Source organism: Anaerovibrio lipolyticus DSM 3074, assembly GCF_900141865.1.
In the GTDB taxonomy this organism is placed as follows: domain Bacteria; phylum Bacillota; class Negativicutes; order Selenomonadales; family Selenomonadaceae; genus Anaerovibrio; species Anaerovibrio lipolyticus.
Genome location: NZ_FQYW01000004.1, coordinates 1 through 17266, shown reverse-complemented (window position 1 = coordinate 17266; position 17266 = coordinate 1). Strand labels below are relative to the sequence as shown.

The 17266-nt window shown below is 44.1% G+C and carries 13 protein-coding genes; 9 read left to right on the top strand and 4 right to left on the bottom strand.

The window, feature by feature from the left end:
• Positions 1-93: 93 nt before the first annotated feature.
• The 5 genes from B6K08_RS01115 to B6K08_RS01095 all read left to right on the top strand — a co-directional run bounded on the left by B6K08_RS01115 (position 94) and on the right by B6K08_RS01095 (position 4212).
• Complete coding sequence (locus tag B6K08_RS01115) at positions 94-876, top strand: energy-coupling factor transporter ATPase (RefSeq protein ID WP_052212384.1); 783 nt, start codon at positions 94-96, stop codon at positions 874-876.
• Complete coding sequence (locus B6K08_RS01110; RefSeq protein WP_039210259.1) at positions 867-1730, top strand: energy-coupling factor transporter ATPase; 864 nt, start codon at positions 867-869, stop codon at positions 1728-1730. Before B6K08_RS01115 ends, B6K08_RS01110 begins: the two co-directional genes overlap by 10 nt.
• Positions 1724-2524 (top strand): energy-coupling factor transporter transmembrane component T family protein, encoded by an 801-nt coding sequence (locus tag B6K08_RS01105; RefSeq protein ID WP_039210256.1) that lies wholly within the window; start codon positions 1724-1726, stop codon positions 2522-2524. Before B6K08_RS01110 ends, B6K08_RS01105 begins: the two co-directional genes overlap by 7 nt.
• 18 nt (positions 2525-2542) lie before the next feature.
• Positions 2543-3331 (top strand): tRNA pseudouridine(38-40) synthase TruA, encoded by a 789-nt coding sequence (truA, locus tag B6K08_RS01100; RefSeq protein ID WP_039210253.1) that lies wholly within the window; start codon positions 2543-2545, stop codon positions 3329-3331.
• A gap of 188 nt (positions 3332-3519) precedes the next feature.
• Entirely contained in the window at positions 3520-4212 is a 693-nt protein-coding gene (locus B6K08_RS01095) for a flagellar brake protein (protein ID WP_039210250.1), read from the top strand.
• Between the two features lie 55 nt (positions 4213-4267).
• Here the strand turns inward: B6K08_RS01095 and B6K08_RS13665 are convergent, their stop codons facing one another.
• Positions 4268-4435, bottom strand: a complete 168-nt coding sequence (locus B6K08_RS13665) for a hypothetical protein (protein WP_155851710.1) — start codon at positions 4433-4435, stop codon at positions 4268-4270.
• Positions 4436-4612: 177 nt separating this feature from the next.
• Between B6K08_RS13665 and B6K08_RS01090 the strand changes: the two genes are divergently transcribed.
• The 4 genes from B6K08_RS01090 (at position 4613) to phnD (ending at position 13360) form a co-directional block, all read left to right on the top strand.
• Positions 4613-8848, top strand: coding sequence for an acyl-CoA dehydratase activase-related protein (locus B6K08_RS01090; protein ID WP_080325201.1), 4236 nt, complete (start codon positions 4613-4615; stop codon positions 8846-8848).
• A gap of 71 nt (positions 8849-8919) precedes the next feature.
• On the top strand, positions 8920-10149 hold the full coding sequence (locus B6K08_RS01085; RefSeq protein ID WP_080325200.1) for a DUF445 domain-containing protein: 1230 nt from the start codon (positions 8920-8922) through the stop codon (positions 10147-10149).
• The gene (locus tag B6K08_RS01080) at positions 10146-11384 is read left to right on the top strand and encodes a DUF445 domain-containing protein (RefSeq protein ID WP_080325199.1); all 1239 of its coding nucleotides are present in this window, start codon (positions 10146-10148) and stop codon (positions 11382-11384) included. Before B6K08_RS01085 ends, B6K08_RS01080 begins: the two co-directional genes overlap by 4 nt.
• Positions 11385-11434: 50 nt before the next feature.
• Positions 11435-13360 carry a phosphate/phosphite/phosphonate ABC transporter substrate-binding protein gene (phnD, locus tag B6K08_RS01075; protein WP_080325198.1) on the top strand — a complete coding sequence of 642 codons (1926 nt, stop codon included), beginning with the start codon at positions 11435-11437 and terminating at the stop codon, positions 13358-13360.
• Positions 13361-13441: 81 nt separating this feature from the next.
• On the opposite strand, the gene B6K08_RS01070 is transcribed toward phnD, so the two are convergent.
• The 3 genes from B6K08_RS01070 to murQ are packed head-to-tail and all read right to left on the bottom strand — an operon-like array spanning position 13442 to position 16848.
• Positions 13442-14521 carry a DUF871 domain-containing protein gene (locus tag B6K08_RS01070; RefSeq protein WP_080325197.1) on the bottom strand — a complete coding sequence of 360 codons (1080 nt, stop codon included), beginning with the start codon at positions 14519-14521 and terminating at the stop codon, positions 13442-13444.
• Position 14522: 1 nt separating this feature from the next.
• Positions 14523-15911: a PTS transporter subunit EIIC gene (locus B6K08_RS01065; RefSeq protein WP_039211319.1), complete on the bottom strand. Its 1389-nt coding sequence runs from the start codon at positions 15909-15911 to the stop codon at positions 14523-14525.
• A gap of 28 nt (positions 15912-15939) precedes the next feature.
• A complete protein-coding gene (gene murQ, locus B6K08_RS01060) occupies positions 15940-16848 on the bottom strand; it encodes an N-acetylmuramic acid 6-phosphate etherase (RefSeq protein ID WP_080325196.1) in 909 nt (302 codons plus the stop codon).
• Positions 16849-17266 lie beyond the last annotated feature (418 nt).

Genomic DNA, 17266 nt, shown 5'->3' with positions numbered 1-17266 from the left:
TTGACAATAGAACTAGGCTATAATGTTGATTTAGAGGTGTTTTGCGTGAGTTTTATTGAATGCGTTGATTTAACACACATTTATAATGCCGGTATGGAAAATGAGATGCTGGCTGTTGAAAATGTAAATATAAAGATTGAAGAGGGGGAGTTTGTGGCAATTCTGGGCACAAATGGCTCAGGAAAGTCCACATTGGCCAAGCATTTTAATGGCCTGCTGCTGCCTTCATCGGGAAAGTGCCTGGTAGACGGTATGGATACCAAAGATGAGGAGCATACCTATGACATTAGAAGGCAGATAGGTATGGTTTTTCAGAATCCTGATAATCAGATTATCGCTGCTATCGTGGAGGATGATGTAGGCTTTGGACCAGAAAATATTGGTCTTGACCCTCACGAAATTCGCCGTAACGTAACGGCGGCCCTTAGGGCGGTGGATATGGAGGAGTATCGCCATTTTTCCCCCCATCACCTTTCAGGTGGTCAAAAGCAAAGGGTGGCCATAGCAGGGGCTTTGGCTATGAATACCAAATGTCTTGTATTGGACGAGCCAACTGCCATGCTGGATCCAAGAGGACGCCATGAGGTTATGGAGACAGTTTCACGTCTTAACAAGGAGCGGGGAATTACCACGGTTTATATAACCCATTTCATGGAGGAAGCGGCAATGGCCGACAGGATATTTGTCATGGACCAGAAGCATTTGGTGGCAAGTGGTACACCAAGGGAAATCTTTAGGGATATTGGAGCCATGAAGAAACGGGGCCTAGCGGTGCCTATGGCTGCTGAGATGGCCTACAGACTTCAGCAAAAAGGTATTAGGATTACAGAGTCTATTATTAATACAGAGGATTTGGTGAGGGCAATATGTCAATAGAATTAAAAAACATATCATATACCTATATGCCCAAGACCCCCTTTGAGCACCTGGCTCTGGATGATATTTCAATTACTATTCCGGAGGGGAAAATAACCGCTATTGCAGGGCATACCGGGTCAGGGAAGTCAACCCTGATACAGCATTTTAATGGGCTGTTGAAGCCTAGTAAGGGCACTATTCTTGTGGATGGTGTGGATATAGGCAAAAAAAATACAGAGGCTAAGGCAGCCCGGCGGAAGGTGGGTATCGTATTTCAGTACCCTGAGTATCAGCTTTTTGAAGAAACCATTGCCAAGGATATCGCCTTTGGTCCTAGAAATATAGGCTGCAGTGAGGATGAAACCCAGGAAAGGGTTAAGCAGGCAATGGACTTCGTAAATCTCGATTATGATAAGTACGCTCACCGTTCTCCTTTTCAGCTTAGTGGCGGCCAGAAGCGTCGGGCAGCTATAGCAGGTATTCTGGCTTTGCAACCAAAATATCTGGTACTGGACGAGCCTACGGCAGGCCTTGATCCAAAGGGGCGTGAATCCCTTATGGAAAAGTTCAGAAGGCTCCACAAAGAAAAGGGCACAACTATTGTACTGATTTCCCATAATATGGATAATATTGCCAGTTATGCAGATAATGTCATTATCCTGAACAAGGGGAAGGTTACAATGGAGGCCACCCCGGAGGAGGCCTTTTCAAAAAAGGAGATTATAAGTCAGGCTGGTTTGGAGCTGCCTGAGGTAAAGACTATAATGAATGAACTGGCCCAAAATGGTCTGGAGATACAGAATAATGCCTATACTATGGATAAAGCAGTAGAGGAAATTATTGAGGCGTTAAGGAGGAAGGGAAAATGCTGACAGATATCACTTTGGGACAATATTTTCCCGGTAATTCTCCCATTCACGATATGGATGCCAGGGTAAAGATAGTGCTGCTTTTTATTTACATAGTGGCGGTGTTTTTATTCGATAATCATATTAATTATGGGATTATGACGGCAGGTGCCATAGGTGTGGTGCTTCTGTCAGGACTTCCTGTGGGAACTGTTTTAAAGTCAATAAAGCCACTATGGTGGATTATTCTTTTCTCCTTTGGCATTCATTTGTTCAGTACACCGGGAGAACCAATATTTAAGGTGTGGAACTTTGTAATGACCAAAGAGGGAATAATACAGGGATTTATTATAAGTCTACGGTTGGTATTGATGATTGCAACATCTTCAATTCTGATGTTTACCACATCACCGCTTAAGCTGACGGATGCTCTGGAGTCATTAATGTCACCTCTGAAGAAAATTGGTTTTCCTGCCCATGAGCTGGCCATGATGATGACTATTGCCATGCGCTTTATCCCAACGCTGCTGGAGGAAACAGACAAGATAATTAAAGCCCAGCAGTCCAGAGGCTCTGACATTGACGATGGTAATTTTTTCCAGCGAGCCAAGGGAATGATACCGGTATTGGTGCCACTTTTTATTTCCGCCTTCAGAAGGGCTGATGAGTTGGCTATTGCAATGGAAGCTCGCTGCTATCAGGGGGGAGTTGACAGAACCCGTATGAAACAGCAGCGACTTCACGATGTAGATTTTTGGGCGGGAGGAATATTTAGTGTGTTCCTCATCAGTCTAATCGTGGTGCAGTTTACGTTGTAAGATTTAAAAGGATGGAATATGAAGCCTGAACACAAAGATATAATGAAGGCGCGGAAGCGCAATATACGTCTGACGGTGGCCTATGACGGCACCAACTATAACGGCTTTCAACGACAGAATCCTCCTGCTGTTGCGGTGCAGAATATTTTGGAGGACAGGCTCCAGAAGGTGTTTGGGGATACAGTGGAGCTGGCGGCTTCAGGACGTACCGATGCAGGAGTTCATGCCAGAGGGCAAGTAGTGAACTTTTTTACGGATGGCTCCATTCCAGTGGATAGGGTACCGCGGGCGGTAAACAGTATTCTTCCACCAGATATTGTGGTTTTGGAGGCAGCAGAGGCGGACAGGGAGTTTAGTGCCCGTCACAGTGCTGTGAGCAAAATATATAAATATCGTATTCTACAGGGAGATATTCCAGATCCCTTTGAGCGAAACTACAGCTGGAATATAAGGAAGGAGCTTGATGTGGAATCCATGAGGGCCTGCCTGGAGCTAATCAAGGGAGAGCATGATTTCAGTGCCTTTAGGGCAGCTGGTGGCCCTCCGGTGAGTCCAGTGAGAAATATTTACGAGGCAGCTCTGGAGGTCCAGCAGGGGGGACGTATAGTGGAGCTCACCTTCCATGCTAACGGGTTCCTGTATCATATGGTGCGGAATATTGTTGGGACCCTTGGTAACGTGGGCCTCGGTTGGAAGTCTGTGGGGGACTTTAAGCGGATAATGGACTCCTTGGATAGAAGCCAGGCAGGAGCCACAGCACCAGCTCAGGGACTATTTCTTGACAAAGTTTTTTATTCTAAAATTTAATTGATTTTTCAAGATATGGGTATTTAGTACCATAAAAATCTATGCTATAATATTTACGGAGAAGAGATTATTCCTTTATATCATTATTTTTTTTACAGATGTTCAGTTGTTACAATGTTGCAAAAGTTCTTTGTATGTGTAATATTGTTGTAGGGGATAACTTTTTGAGAAATGGGGGGATGGCATAGATGAGAGGAGCTTTATCGCAGGATATATTTGTCAGGCCGGATGTGGTTTTAAAGCTGGGGCAACAGCTGAATATTTCCTTGCCGGACGACGAAAGACCTTTATTCAGTAAGCTGGAGAATATAGGTGATGGGGAGTTGGTTCTGACGGTGCCGGTAGATGAGGACAAATGTCCTGCAAGAATTTCTCCGGGAACGAGCTTTACATGTGATTTTTTTGATGGCTGTTGCTATTATAAATTTGCTGTGGGATTTCAGCGTCGGGTAATTGAAAATATTCCCGTGTGGTATACCGATAAGCCTGTTAAGGTGCAGAAAATACAGCATAGAGAATTTGTTCGTATAAAATTTGATAATCCATTGGTGGTCAGGCTGCTGGATGACAACATGGCCGAGGAGGAAATGATTTTCACTACTGGCGTGGATTTAAGTGGTGGTGGCATTTGTTTCCTGCTGGACAGACCTTTGGATGTTGGTAAAAAAATAACAGTGGAAATTAGTGAAATCCCGGGGATAGGATTATTCAACCATATGGCCACTGTGGTTAGGTACACTGAGCTTGATGAAAAAACAGAGGAAAGAAAGTATCATATTGGGGCACAGTTTACCAATATAGATTTCAAAATCCAGGACAAAATCATCAATTATATTTTTGATTTACAGAGGAAAGCACCCCAAAAATGCATAAGATATTAATGGATAATAAAGGAGCCGGTCGTATATAAGTGACCGGCTCCTCGTTTTTTGAGTATTACATATTGTGCTGTCTAATTGTCTTTAAATCAATTGCTGAGTCCAGCTTCTGTTGAATGTCATCCAGCATCTTGTCCAGTTGCTTCATCTCATCCTTAAGACTATTGACATCCAACAGGCTGTTGTGTATCTGTTCTCCCAAAGCATAGTAGTCTTCAAAGTTCATAAGCATCCCCCTATAATATCCCGCATAGGAAAATTATATCACATAATAATAATCGTACAATACTCTCTTTTTCTTAAGATGGAAAAAATTGAACAACTGAGTTATAATATACATTAGGGTAATTATGCCTGTATTTTACAGGTTTTCGATAGTTTTACATTCACGGGTGGTGAAAGAATGAATTCTCTTTTACGGGTTGGAATTGATGTTGGCTCCACCACGATTAAAGTAGTAGTTCTCAACAAGGAAAGAGAATTGGTGTACCAGAAATATGCTCGTCATTTTTCCGAAATCAATTCTGTTTTGAAAGAAAACCTTCATGCTTTAAGCAAGGTTATTGAAAACAAAAAGTTTTCTCTGGCCCTTACTGGTTCTGCCGGCATGGGTATTGCTGAACGTATTGGTCTGCCTTTTGTTCAGGAGGTTATTGCCTGTGCCTCTGCTGTTAAGTCCCTGATACCACATACGGATACTGTTGTGGAGCTGGGGGGCGAGGATGCAAAGGTGACCTATTTCGGTGAGGCTCCTGAGCAGCGTATGAATGGTGTTTGCGCTGGTGGAACAGGTTCTTTTATTGATCAGATGGCGTCCCTTTTGTCCACTGATGCCCAAGGTCTTAATGCACTGGCTGAGAAGGGCAAGCAGATTTATACCATTGCTTCAAGGTGCGGTGTATTTGCCAAGACGGATATTCAGGCTCTTATGAATGATGGTGCTTCAAAGGCGGATATAGCTCTGTCTATTTTCCAGGCTGTAGTAAACCAGACCATCAGTAATTTGGCACAGGGGCGTCCTATTGATGGCAAGGTGGCATTTTTGGGCGGTCCGCTGCATTTTTTGCCGGAGCTGAAAAGACGCTTTATTGAAACATTGAAGCTGGCTCCTGAAAACGTGGTCAAGGTGGATGATGGCAATTACTTTGTTGCCGTAGGGGCGGCCATGAGTGAGGAAGCACGCCCTGTTGAGCTTGGCGAGCTTAAGGAAAGTATTAAAAAGGCCGAGGAGGTAATGGCCTCTGAAAGCCGTAAGGCGGATTTTGTCCTGTTTGAGGATGAGCAGGCTTATGAGGAATTTAAGGCCCGTCATGACAGAGACAAGGTACCAAAGGCTGATATGTCCAGCTATCATGGACCTATCTATGTGGGTATAGATGCCGGCTCTACCACCACCAAGCTGGCGGCTATAGGCAGCAGCAAGGAACTGCTTTATACATCCTATGGAAGTAACCACGGTTCACCATTGAATACTGTGGTAGATGAGATGAAAGAGCTCTATGCTGCCATGAATGATGATACCTATATTGCTTCTGTAACCACCACCGGCTATGGTGAGGCAATTGTTAAGGCAGCTCTTCACGCGGATAATGGTGAGGTGGAAACCTTTGCCCATCTGAGAGCAGCCCAGGAATTCTGCCCGGATGTATCCTTTGTATTGGATATAGGCGGTCAGGATATGAAGTGCTTCTATGTCAATAAGGGAAGTATCGGCAGTATTACTCTTAATGAGGCTTGCTCTGCAGGCTGTGGCTCTTTTATAGAAAACTTTGCCCAAAGCCTTAAGATGACAGCCGGAGAATTTGCGGCCAAAGCATTGGAGTCCAAGGCTCCCGTTGATTTAGGCACAAGATGTACGGTATTTATGAATTCCAAGGTAAAGCAGGCCCAGAAGGATGGTGCCGCTGTGGGAGATATTTCTGCGGGCATTGCTTTATCAGTTATAAAAAATGCATTATTTAAAGTAATGCAGCTGAAAGATGTAAGCTCCCTTGGGGAGAATATTGTGGTACAGGGCGGTACCTTCTACAACGATGCAGTTCTCCGTTCCATGGAGCTGTTGCTGGAACGTAATGTAATAAGACCGGATATTGCAGGATTGATGGGAGCCTATGGTGCGGCTATTCTTTCCTTGGAGTCCGGAATAAACCACTCCTCAATTTTGCCCCTTAATGAGCTGGAGACCTTTACCGTAAAGAGCAATTCCTTCCGTTGCCAAGGCTGTGGAAATTCCTGTCAGGTAACCGTTCAGGTTTTCCCTGATGGTGGCCGTTATTTCACTGGCAATCGCTGTGAGCGGGGTGCAGGCAAGGAAAAGAAGGAGCGGAAGGCGGCCAATATTTATCAGTTCAAGTATGAACGTCTGTTTAATCACTACGAGCCTTTGAAGGAAGCCAAGCGGGGAAAGATCGGTATTCCGCGGGTTCTCAATATGTATGAGGATTATCCGTTCTGGTTTACCTTCTTTACAGACCTTGGTTATGAGGTGGTGCTTTCCAGCGAATCCTCCGCTCAGCTGTATTACAGTGGCATGGCCACGGTTCCTTCTGATTCCCTGTGCTATCCGGCCAAGCTGGTTCATGGTCATATTATGGATTTGGTGGAGCGGGGCATTGACAAGATATTCTATCCATGCTTGCCGTATAATATGACTGACGATATGCACCCATCAGACAATCACTTCAATTGTCCGGTGGTGGCTTCATATGCGGAAAATATCCGTGGCAATATGGATATTTTACAGGAAAAGAATGTAGAATTTTTGGAACCATTTCTGCCAATTAATGATAAGAAAAAGATGGTAAAGCGCCTCAATGAAGAGCTGGGAAAAATTGAGGGGCTGAAAAAGTCTGAGATCGCAAGGGCTGCGGAAAGGGCCTATGCTGAATTAGAATCGTATCGTGAGGAGGTGCGCCAGAAAGGCGTTGAAATCCTGCGGGAGGCAGAGGCCAAGGGGCAGCATGTCATTTTATTGGCAGGCCGTCCATATCACGTGGATCCTGAGATAAATCATGGTATTCCGGAAATGATTCAAAGCTATGATTTGCCAATTATTTCCGAGGATGCTGTTTACCATTTGCCAGTTAAGTCCGAGCCATTGAAAATTGTAAATCAGTGGAGCTACCATGCGAGACTGTATCATGCGGCTCATTATGTGGCAGAGCATGACAATGTAACCTTGATTCAGTTCAGTTCCTTTGGCTGTGGTCTGGATGCTTTGACCACCGGTCAGGTTAAGTCCATTTTGGAGGACCACGAACGGATTTATACCATGATTAAGCTGGATGATGTAAGTAATCTGGGAGCTGCCCGTATCAGGCTCCGTTCCCTTATTGCGGCACTGGCTCGCAGAAAGCCTGTGGAATACCAGCAGCTGGAGATTTCCGAGAGACCTCATTTTACTGAGGAATGTAAGGGTACCCATACTATTTTGGCGCCTCAGATGGCACCAATTCAGTTTGAGCTCTTTGAGTCAGTGCTTAACAAGCACGGCTATAACGTTATAATTCCGGAAATGCCTAGAAGCGCCATTGATGTGGGGCTGAAATTCGTGCATAACGATATGTGCTATCCGGCTATTGTGGTTATTGGTCAGCTTATTAACGCAGTTCAGCAGGGTAAGTGTGACCCTAATAATACGTCCATAATGCTGTTCCAGACCTGTGGTGCCTGTCGCGCCACAAACTATATAAATGTTTTGAGGCAGGCCTTGAAGGATGCTGGATATCCTCAGATTCCAGTATTTGCATGCTGGGGACTTGAAACAGATGCCTTCCATTTTGACAGGGATAGCCTTATTGATGCCATTAAGGCAGCGGTGTACGGTGATGTGCTTATGAATGTACGTAATCGCACCAAGCCTTATGAGCTGAACATAGGGGACAGTGACCGTCTTTATGATACCTGGATGGAGCGTTGCAAAGCTGATCTCAATGAGAAGAAGGGCAGCTATAAGCGGTTCTCCAGAAATATCAAGGCTATTGTTGATGACTTTGAGGCTGTTCCTATTGATGAAAATATGTGGAAGCCGAAGGTTGGCATTGTAGGTGAGATTCTTGCCAAGTATCATCCTGTGGCCAATAACCATATTGAGCGCCTTCTTTACGAGGAGGGGGCTGAGGTGGTAATGCCTGACTTCGTGGATTTCTTTATGTATTCTGCCTATGATGCAGTGGTTAAGCGGGAGCTGCTTGATGGCAAGCTGAAGAGCAAGCTGATTTCCCAGATGTTTATTCAGCTCATGGAATTCTACCGCCGCCCTGTAAGGAAGGCAATGAAGCACAGCAAGCGATTTACACCGCCTCATACCATTAAGGAAATTGCCGAAATGGCCAAGGAACACGTTTCCCTTGGCAATATGGCCGGTGAGGGCTGGTTCCTTACAGGAGAAATGGTTAAGCTCATTAAGAATAACGTGCCAAATGTTGTATGTCTGCAGCCATTTGGTTGCCTGCCAAATCATATTACCGGCAAGGGAGTTATTCACGAGCTGCGCCGTCATTATAAGGGAGCCAACATTTTGGCTATTGACTGTGATGCGGGGGCCAGTGAGGTAAACCAGATGAATCGCATTAAACTGATGCTGTCTGTGGCCAAGGAAAGGGGACCAAAGGCAGAGTCGGCTTTCAAAAAAGCATAAATAAAAGTGCTGTCCGAAAAAGGGGAAGATTTACCTTTTTTAGACAGCATTTTGAATGTTCGAGGTATTAAATGAAAAAGAAATATAAGGCTACAGTGGCACTGGCTATAAGTGTATTGGGGGCGGGGGCTACCATGTCCTGGCCTGCAAGCTATGGCTTTTGGGGCGGAATGCTCCATAATGGCTTTTTGGCAGCGACCATAGGCGGTATGGCTGATTGGTTTGCAGTGACGGCTATTTTCAGAAAACCACTGGGCATTTCTTATAAAACTGAAATTATTATCAGAAACCGCCAGCGCATAATGGATGCTCTGGTGGAATTTGTTGGGCATGACCTCCTCAGCACTGAGAATGTCATGCATTTTGTTGACAAGCAGAATGTGGCTGGACTGCTGGCCCAGTACATTGATATTCAGGGGAAGGACCGTCTCTCTTCCCTGGCTGAGGAGATTACCAATGTGGTATTCAGGGATATGGACGCCCAGACGCTGACAAAGAAGGTGACTCCTTTTATAAAGGAGGCGGTGGACAATAAAATCCTTCCCGCTATCTCCGATGACATATTGGATCGCCTTTCATCCAGGGAAATAACTGATATTATTCTTAAAGGGCTGCTAAATGCCGGGGAAGACCTGCTCCATGAGGAAGCCATACTTTCTATCTTGAAAGAAAATGTGGGAGAGTTTCTCAAAAAATATGAGGGAGACGGTATGGGACGTGGCTTTGTCATGGGCCTTATGGGGCTGGACAAGGAAAAGGTCAGCGGCTTGCTGGTGAAAAAAGCTCAAAGCTGGATGGATTCAGTAAGAACAGATGAGGAAAAATGGGCTGAGGTTTCCCAGTGGCTTTTGGTACGAATGCAGATGCTGTGCCAAAATCAGAGAATAAAGGACAATTTGGATAGAAAGCTACGGGAATTTTCCTCGGAGGACAAAATAGAAGCCATGGTGAGAAAATATCTCGATGGTGTTATATCCAATAATGAAATGGGGGACAAGGTTCAACGGGCTGCCCGGGATTTTTTGGAAAAGTTCGTTGAAAATGACCAGTGGAAAGAAAAAATGGATGCTGTCATTAAAGGATGGATGGCAAGAGAGCTGGAGGCTCATCATGATACCATTACAAATATGATAGAAGAACGTCTTAATGGACTTTCCAATGAAGAGCTGGTGGAATTTACCGAGGAAAAGGTGGCAGATGACCTGCAAATGATTCGGATAAATGGCTCTGTGGTGGGCTCCCTGGCGGGTATGGCGTTGTATATTTTAGTTTATTTGGCAGGGCAGGTGATTCATCCATGATATGGCATAGCTGGAACAAGGCCGATAAAACCCTGTTGGGGGCGGCGGTAATATTTCTGTTTACTTTGTGCCTTCATATAGAATATCCTGATAACCTGTTTGCCAAGGGCTTGTTGTTTTGTGCAGAGGCGGCTCTGGTGGGTGGTATTGCCGACTGGTTTGCAGTTACGGCATTGTTTAAAAAGCCATTGGGCTTTCCATACCATACTGCTATACTGCCAAGACGGCGGGATGCTTTTGTGGAAGCTACGGGGAAAATGCTGCGAAAGGAATTCTTCTCAAAAAAGAAGCTTTTGAGCAAGGCAAAATCCATTGATTATTCAGTAAAAATAAGTGAGTGGCTGTCCGTAGAGGCTAATCGTGACAAAGCGGCCAAATGGCTCCAGGGGCTTTTGACAGATAATGTCAATGGTATTAAGATAATGGCGGCAAATAAGCTGGATGGGTGGGTAAACAGTCCGGCTATGGCTGATAAACTGATGGATGAATTAAGCAATGGTACCCAAAACAGTGATATCCTGGAAAGATTAGCTGATGAATTTATTAACGGCACGGGGCGTTACGTATCACAGGATAGCTTCAAGGACAATCTGGTGGATTATTTGGATTCATACATCGAGGGGAAGCTGAATAGTCCTATGGCCAAGATGATGATGGCGGGTGCCCAGAATTCCAATCTGGTCAATGTGGAGGAAGCAGCAGAGCTCACCCAACAACAGGCTGTAAAGCTGTTGGAAAAGCTGGCAACTCCTGAAAGCCATGAGCGACAAGCTGTTTTATCATCATTGACGGATATAGTAAAAAAGACCCTAAAAAATTCTGAATTGAAGCAGGAATTTTCCAATATGTGGTCGAATTCTAGTGAAGAGACTTTTTATATAAGAAATTCTATGTCCAAAATTGATTTTGCCGGGGGTAATGAAGCAGGCAAATTCATGTATTGGTTGGCAAGAGTATTGGTGGATACCTTCTGGAAGCTTTTGGATAAAGATACCAGTATGAAGGGATATATTAACGAAACGGTGTATGGAATCACTGGGCGAGGTGCCCTTCAGGCACAGGAGATGCTGGGTGATATTACAAAGGATGTACTAGGAAGCCTTACAGATGACCAGATGAATCACCTGATTTATGACAAGGCGGAGCCTGATTTGTTATGGATTAGGATGAATGGATCTATTGTTGGTGCAATAATAGGCTTGTGTATCTATTCAATTTCATGTATTTTAATATAGTAAGTCTTGCTTAAAAAGCAATATTAAGGAAAAAAGGGGCGATTTAGGGAATGAAATCAAAACTTATTTTATGCCAGGTACTTAGTGCAGCTATTGGCTGTATTATTGGCGCATTGTTAGGCGGCGCTCTTGGAATTGTAGCTGGTATTGTGGTTGCAGGGGGTATTGGTGCAGCCGGTGTTAATAGTATTTTAAAGGGCGGAGAGCCTGTATCTCCAAAGCCTGCCGTGAGACCGGCAGACAGAATAGCTAGGGAAAGCGTGGCTCCGGTTCGGGCAGACAAGTCAAATATCGATTTATTGGGGATTTCTGAGGAAATGGCCTATGCTTCCCAGCAGTTATTGTGGGGTATTGGACAGTTCAGAGGAACCTTGGATAAATTGGATAAATTGGCATTATCCATCAGCTCCAAGAGTCAGGGAAATGCCAGCAGTCTGGAGGAGGCTTCTGCCAGTGTAATGGAAATTGCCGGTTCCGCACATAATGTGTCTGAGACGGCTACCTCCAGCCTGGAACAATGCAAGGAATCTTCTACCCTGGCAGAAAAATACCGTGTTGCCATAGATGAGGTGAGCAAGGCCATCAACAATGTCGGTGAGGTAGTGCAGTCTGCGGTGGCCGATATTGATGAGCTTAATGTAGCTTCTGAAAAGATTGAGAATTTCGTAGAAAAGATTCGTGGTATTTCCAGTCAGACCAATTTGCTGGCGTTGAATGCGGCTATTGAGGCTGCCCGTGCCGGTGAGCATGGCAAGGGCTTTGCTGTAGTAGCGGAGGAAGTAAGGAAGCTGGCGGCTGAAAGTGAAGAAACCTCCAAGGAAATTGAGGAAATTGTTAGGGAAATTACCGGTACTACCTCCGATGTCACAAAGAGTATGCGTGAAGGCTCTGAGCGGCTGACCAGTGTAGAAGCCATGGCAGCAGATTCTTCCGCGGCTATGGGTGAGATGGTAAATAATATTCGTACTATTGAAAATGTGGTAAGCAGTCTCAGCGATATGTCCAACAAGCAGTGTGCTACCACAGATGAAATGGCCAAGGTTATTGAAAGTATTGGTCAGGCTACTGTGGATATTGCGGGCAATACTCAGGAGACCAGCTCATCTGTCAGCCATCAGCTGGCCAGTCTGGATGAAATCGGCGAATATGCCAACTCCCTGCTGGCGGTAAGTGATAACTTGCAGCGGGTAGCTGTACAGTTCAAGGATAAGGACGAGATTATTTTTGCAGTAAATCCGTTTACGGCACCGGAAAAAATACGGGCAAGCCATATGCCAATTTTGGCTGAGGTAGCCAAAAAAATCGGCATGAAGGCCAGAACTATTATTGTAAATGACTATGAGGCTTTGGGCAATGCCTTGAAGAATGGTTTGGCTGATGTGGGCTGGTTCTCGCCTGCGGCTTATGTTGCTGCCAAGAGTACCGCCAATATTACTCCGTTGGTAACCCCAAAGGTTAACAATGCAACCAATTATACCGGTTACATTATTGCCAAGAAGGGCAGCGGCATTAATAACCTGAATGATTTGCAGGGCAAGTCCTTCGGTTTCGTTGACAAGAAATCTGCCTCCGGCTATGTATATCCTAAGGCAGCTCTCATTGAAAACGGCAAGAATCCTGATACCTTCTTTGGCTCTACCCGTTTCCTGGGCAGCCACAACAAGGTTATTGAGGCTGTACTGAATGGCGTAATTGAGGCTGGTGCTACCTATTCTGAGGCCTTCGATCAGGCCGGTGCCAATGCCGCCAACAATTTGGATATTATCTTCATGACGGACCCTATTCCAAAGGATGCCATCGCAGCAGGTCCAAATGTAGACCCTGAGGTAGTCAAGAAGCTTACCAAGGCATTCGAGAACATGACTGACAGCGATGCCGCTGTGGGCAGCATTATGAAGGGCATTAAGATTAATGGCTTTGTCGATGCCCATGATGGTGATTATGATGTAGTCAGAAAGGCTGCAGCTCATAGCTAATATCTAAAACGTAATTTAAAAGGGATACAACTAAAGCATTGTGGTGCTTGGGTTGTATCCCTTTTTTTAGTAGCTATTATGTCAAAGTATAAATTTAAAAGCTTTGCCAGGGGTCAAATACTTTATAAGCAGCTTCTCATCATTTGACAGTGAAGCCACGATGTTTACACGATGGTCTGGCGGTAAAAATTCCTTGATGATTTGCAGTTCACCCTGATATCGTCCGTAGTTTTCATTATCCAATGTAATATAGCCCGCATTTCTTGGACCGCAATTATCTGGCTTTATAGAAACGGCTGATTCCTTTGCATATCTGCGGCTCTCCTGTGTGCGGATTACATCCCGGGACTCATCAGGACGAGTAGTAAATGGCATCTTTAGCAGCTTAATAATGTCATCATCGACGGTCCAAGGTGCAGGGCGAAGGAGCACAGCATCGGTATCGGAAAAACTGCCTAAGAGCCATATTTCCTTATCATTTGGCAGGGAGTCACCTACAAAAACAGAGTCAATCCCAATGGCCAACAGGTGGCGCAAGGAAAAATCAAAGCTGGTTTTACGGTGCAGCTCCAATGTCGGAAGTCCTGCAAAAATTGGTGAACGTGGACGATTAAAGCTTGGAATAAAGGCGCTAACCTTAATATCATATTCATGTAGCAATCGGGTCTTTTTGTAAACAAATTCTTCAGAAAGACCAGTATTTTCTCTAGGAAAGAAATTATGCATGGCCTCAATATTTGACATATCTGTGCCAGCTTCCTTTAGGTTTTCAAGAAAATCCTTGGTGATGGTAGAAGCGTTTAACTGGAGCTTGATGCCCAAGTCATTGTTGCTCATGGTGATAATGTCATCAAAGGTAAAACCATCATCAAGGCGCAATGTTTCAATACCAAGCTGGGAAAAATGGTTGAGAGAAAAGCCAGCAAAGCCTAAAATTTTCATTGCTCTAGGTGATATATCGGAGATGACATCCATGTTGTATTCTTTGGCAGCTGCAAGGATTTTCTTAAGCTCAGCCTTTAAAACTTCGGCATCTGCCTCGGGAATGTGCAGAGAAGTAAAAATGCGCTTGATACCAGCGTTGGCGGCTTTTTTGATTAATTCAATGTTTTCATCCAGATGATTATCAAGGCCAAGATAAATTGAAATACCGTTACTCATATTATTCAACTTCCTCCTCTGGGTCATCAAAGCCTATAATCCAGGTAGCAATAAAGCCAGCTATATAGGCTACAACAAGGCCAACAAGATATACGGGGATGTTATTAGTGGTGGCAGCCAGTGGTAAACCTGAAATTCCCATGGCGGAAGCACCTACCATAAATGCTGCCTGAACAGCACCACCAAATGCCCCACCAATGCAGGCACCAATAAAGGGCTTGCCTAAAGGCAAAGTTACACCATATATAAGTGGTTCCCCAACACCCATTATACCAACTGGAAGGGCAGAAAGAATGGTTTTTTTGAGAAATTTATTCTTAGTTTTTACATAAACGGCAAGGGACGCTCCAATCTGACCAGCACCAGCCATAGCCAGTATTGGCAGAAGAATGGTGACACCGTATTCAGATAACAGCTGGGCGTGGATAGGTGTCATGGTCTGATGTACTCCCAGCATAACTAATGGTAACCATATACCACCCAGAACAAAACCAGTAAACATTCCCCCATGCTGGATGGCTGCAGTAGCAGCATTGCCAATGAATTCAGCAATCACTTGTCCTATAGGCTGTAACAGGAAAATTGCAGCCAAACCACCGATAAGGAGAACCAAAAGTGGAGTAAGGAACAGACTAAACATTTCAGGGATTACCCGCTTCAGATATTTTTCAAGAACAGCTCCAAGAATAGCTACCATGAGAACTGCAATAATACCGCCACGGCCTGGAACCAAATTTGTATCCATAAGATTTATGTTTGCAAGGTTAGGATGACAAAGTACAATGGCAAGAATGGCACCCATAGTAGGCGAGCCACCGAATTCCTTGGCAGCATTATGACCAACTAAAATGTTAAGCCCAAAGAAGATGGCATTACTCATAACCGTAAGAAGCTGAATGATTGGCCAGCTGGTTAATTCAGGATTAATCTTAAATGAAATACCTAATATACCTGTGAGAAGACCGCAGGCAATAAATCCTGGAATCATAGGAATGAAAATGCTGGCAATGCGTTTGGTCATGAGCTTCAAAGGAGTAGCATTTTTGGCACGGATCTGGGCATGGAGTTCCTTTCCGTCACCAATGACCGGTTTTTGATTTGCCTCATTTTTTATGGTGTTATCAGATGGAACAGAGTCAGTATTTTCCATAATGCCTGCAAATTCACTGTATACATTATCAGCACGGCCTGGACCTAAAATAATCTGAAGCTCATCCTCATTAAGGTTAATACCCATAACACCGTTGATTTTTTTTATGGCATCAGTATCAGCCTTATCATAATCATTTAATTTCAGACGAAGTCTGGTCATGCAGTGGGTGAATGAAACAATATTATTCTTTTTTCCTATCAGGGAATATAATTTTTCAGCAATATCTTTATAGTCCATTTTTGTACCTCACAAAATCATTTTAAAATTATTTATCGTTTAGATTTTTTATGGCCCTGCCAATGTAACCATCTGCTTCATCAAGAAGTCGTTGGGAATTTTCAATTGTTTCACCGGAAATAATGTGAAAAATTGCCAGCTTTGCCTTTCCATTTGCATTATTCAAAGCCTCAATGGCGGTTTCGCGATTACAGTCAGTAACCTCCATGACAATACGGGTAGCTCGTTCAGTGAGCTTTTTGTTTGACGCCTTGACATCAACCATTAAATGACCGTACACTTTGCCTAATTTAATCATGGTACCAGTAGATAGCATATTAAGAACCATTTTTTGGGCAGTGCCTGCTTTTAGACGGGTAGAGCCTGTAATTACTTCTGGGCCTGGCTGAACAACAATGGCATATTCCGCAGCCTCCTCCATGGGAGAATTTGGGGAACAGGTCAAGGAAATGGAAGTAGCTCCCAATTCTCTGGCATATTTTAAAGCAGACAGAGTATATGGAGTTCGTCCGGAAGCAGCAATACCCACGAGTACATCTTTGTCATTAAAACAATATTCATTAAGATCTCCCTGTGAAAGATTGGTGGAATCTTCAGCCCCTTCTACCGCTCTGAAAATAGCAGGAGTACCTCCGGCTATTATACCAATAACAAGCTCTGGGGCAGTGCCGAAGGTCGGAGGGCATTCCACAGCATCAAGGATACCAAGGCGTCCGGAAGTACCAGCACCTATATAGAAAAGACGGCCTCCGTTTTTAATTTTCTCAGCGATAATGTCAACTACCTTTCCTATAATGGGAAGGGCAGGTTCAATGGCACAGGCTACTTTTTTATCCTCAGCATTAATAGTTCTTAGCATATCCAGAGTGGACAGTTCATCAATATGCCTGGTGGCAGGATTTGCCTGCTCAGTTGCAATTTGAGATAAATTAATCATTAAATATAAATCCTCCATTTTGTACCATGATAGGTACGCAAAGATACATATAATTATACTCTTTTAGATTGAAAAAATGGTAGCGATTTTTAACATTATTTATGATAAAACAAGAAAAATGAAAATAAAGTGTTGACAATGAAAACAGAAACGTGTAGTATAGGACAAGTCGTCACCCAATGCTCAGGAATGGACAGCAGAAGGTGAAAACAGCAAAATAACTTATTTTTCAAAGCTTGAAAATAATTTCAAAAAAGTTATTGACAAGAATGAGAAAAGAGGTTATATTATAAAAGCTGACTCACGAAGCAAATGCTTCTGAGACAGCTTGAACACGAAGTAATTTTTGGTCGTAGCGAGGCGCGACGCAGCAAAACGACGAAGACGTACATAAACTGGTACGTCGAGGAATTTTGCA

Coding starts and splice junctions, on each gene's coding strand:
- phnD (WP_080325198.1), top strand. CDS start 11,435: ATGAAATCAAAACTTATTTTATGCCAGGTACTTAGTGCAGCTATTGGC.
- B6K08_RS01070 (WP_080325197.1), bottom strand. CDS start 14,521: ATGAGTAACGGTATTTCAATTTATCTTGGCCTTGATAATCATCTGGAT.
- B6K08_RS01115 (WP_052212384.1), top strand. CDS start 94: ATGGAAAATGAGATGCTGGCTGTTGAAAATGTAAATATAAAGATTGAA.
- B6K08_RS01085 (WP_080325200.1), top strand. CDS start 8,920: ATGAAAAAGAAATATAAGGCTACAGTGGCACTGGCTATAAGTGTATTG.
- B6K08_RS13665 (WP_155851710.1), bottom strand. CDS start 4,435: ATGAACTTTGAAGACTACTATGCTTTGGGAGAACAGATACACAACAGC.
- B6K08_RS01065 (WP_039211319.1), bottom strand. CDS start 15,911: ATGGACTATAAAGATATTGCTGAAAAATTATATTCCCTGATAGGAAAA.
- B6K08_RS01095 (WP_039210250.1), top strand. CDS start 3,520: ATGAGAGGAGCTTTATCGCAGGATATATTTGTCAGGCCGGATGTGGTT.
- B6K08_RS01110 (WP_039210259.1), top strand. CDS start 867: ATGTCAATAGAATTAAAAAACATATCATATACCTATATGCCCAAGACC.
- B6K08_RS01080 (WP_080325199.1), top strand. CDS start 10,146: ATGATATGGCATAGCTGGAACAAGGCCGATAAAACCCTGTTGGGGGCG.
- B6K08_RS01105 (WP_039210256.1), top strand. CDS start 1,724: ATGCTGACAGATATCACTTTGGGACAATATTTTCCCGGTAATTCTCCC.
- truA (WP_039210253.1), top strand. CDS start 2,543: ATGAAGCCTGAACACAAAGATATAATGAAGGCGCGGAAGCGCAATATA.
- murQ (WP_080325196.1), bottom strand. CDS start 16,848: ATGATTAATTTATCTCAAATTGCAACTGAGCAGGCAAATCCTGCCACC.
- B6K08_RS01090 (WP_080325201.1), top strand. CDS start 4,613: ATGAATTCTCTTTTACGGGTTGGAATTGATGTTGGCTCCACCACGATT.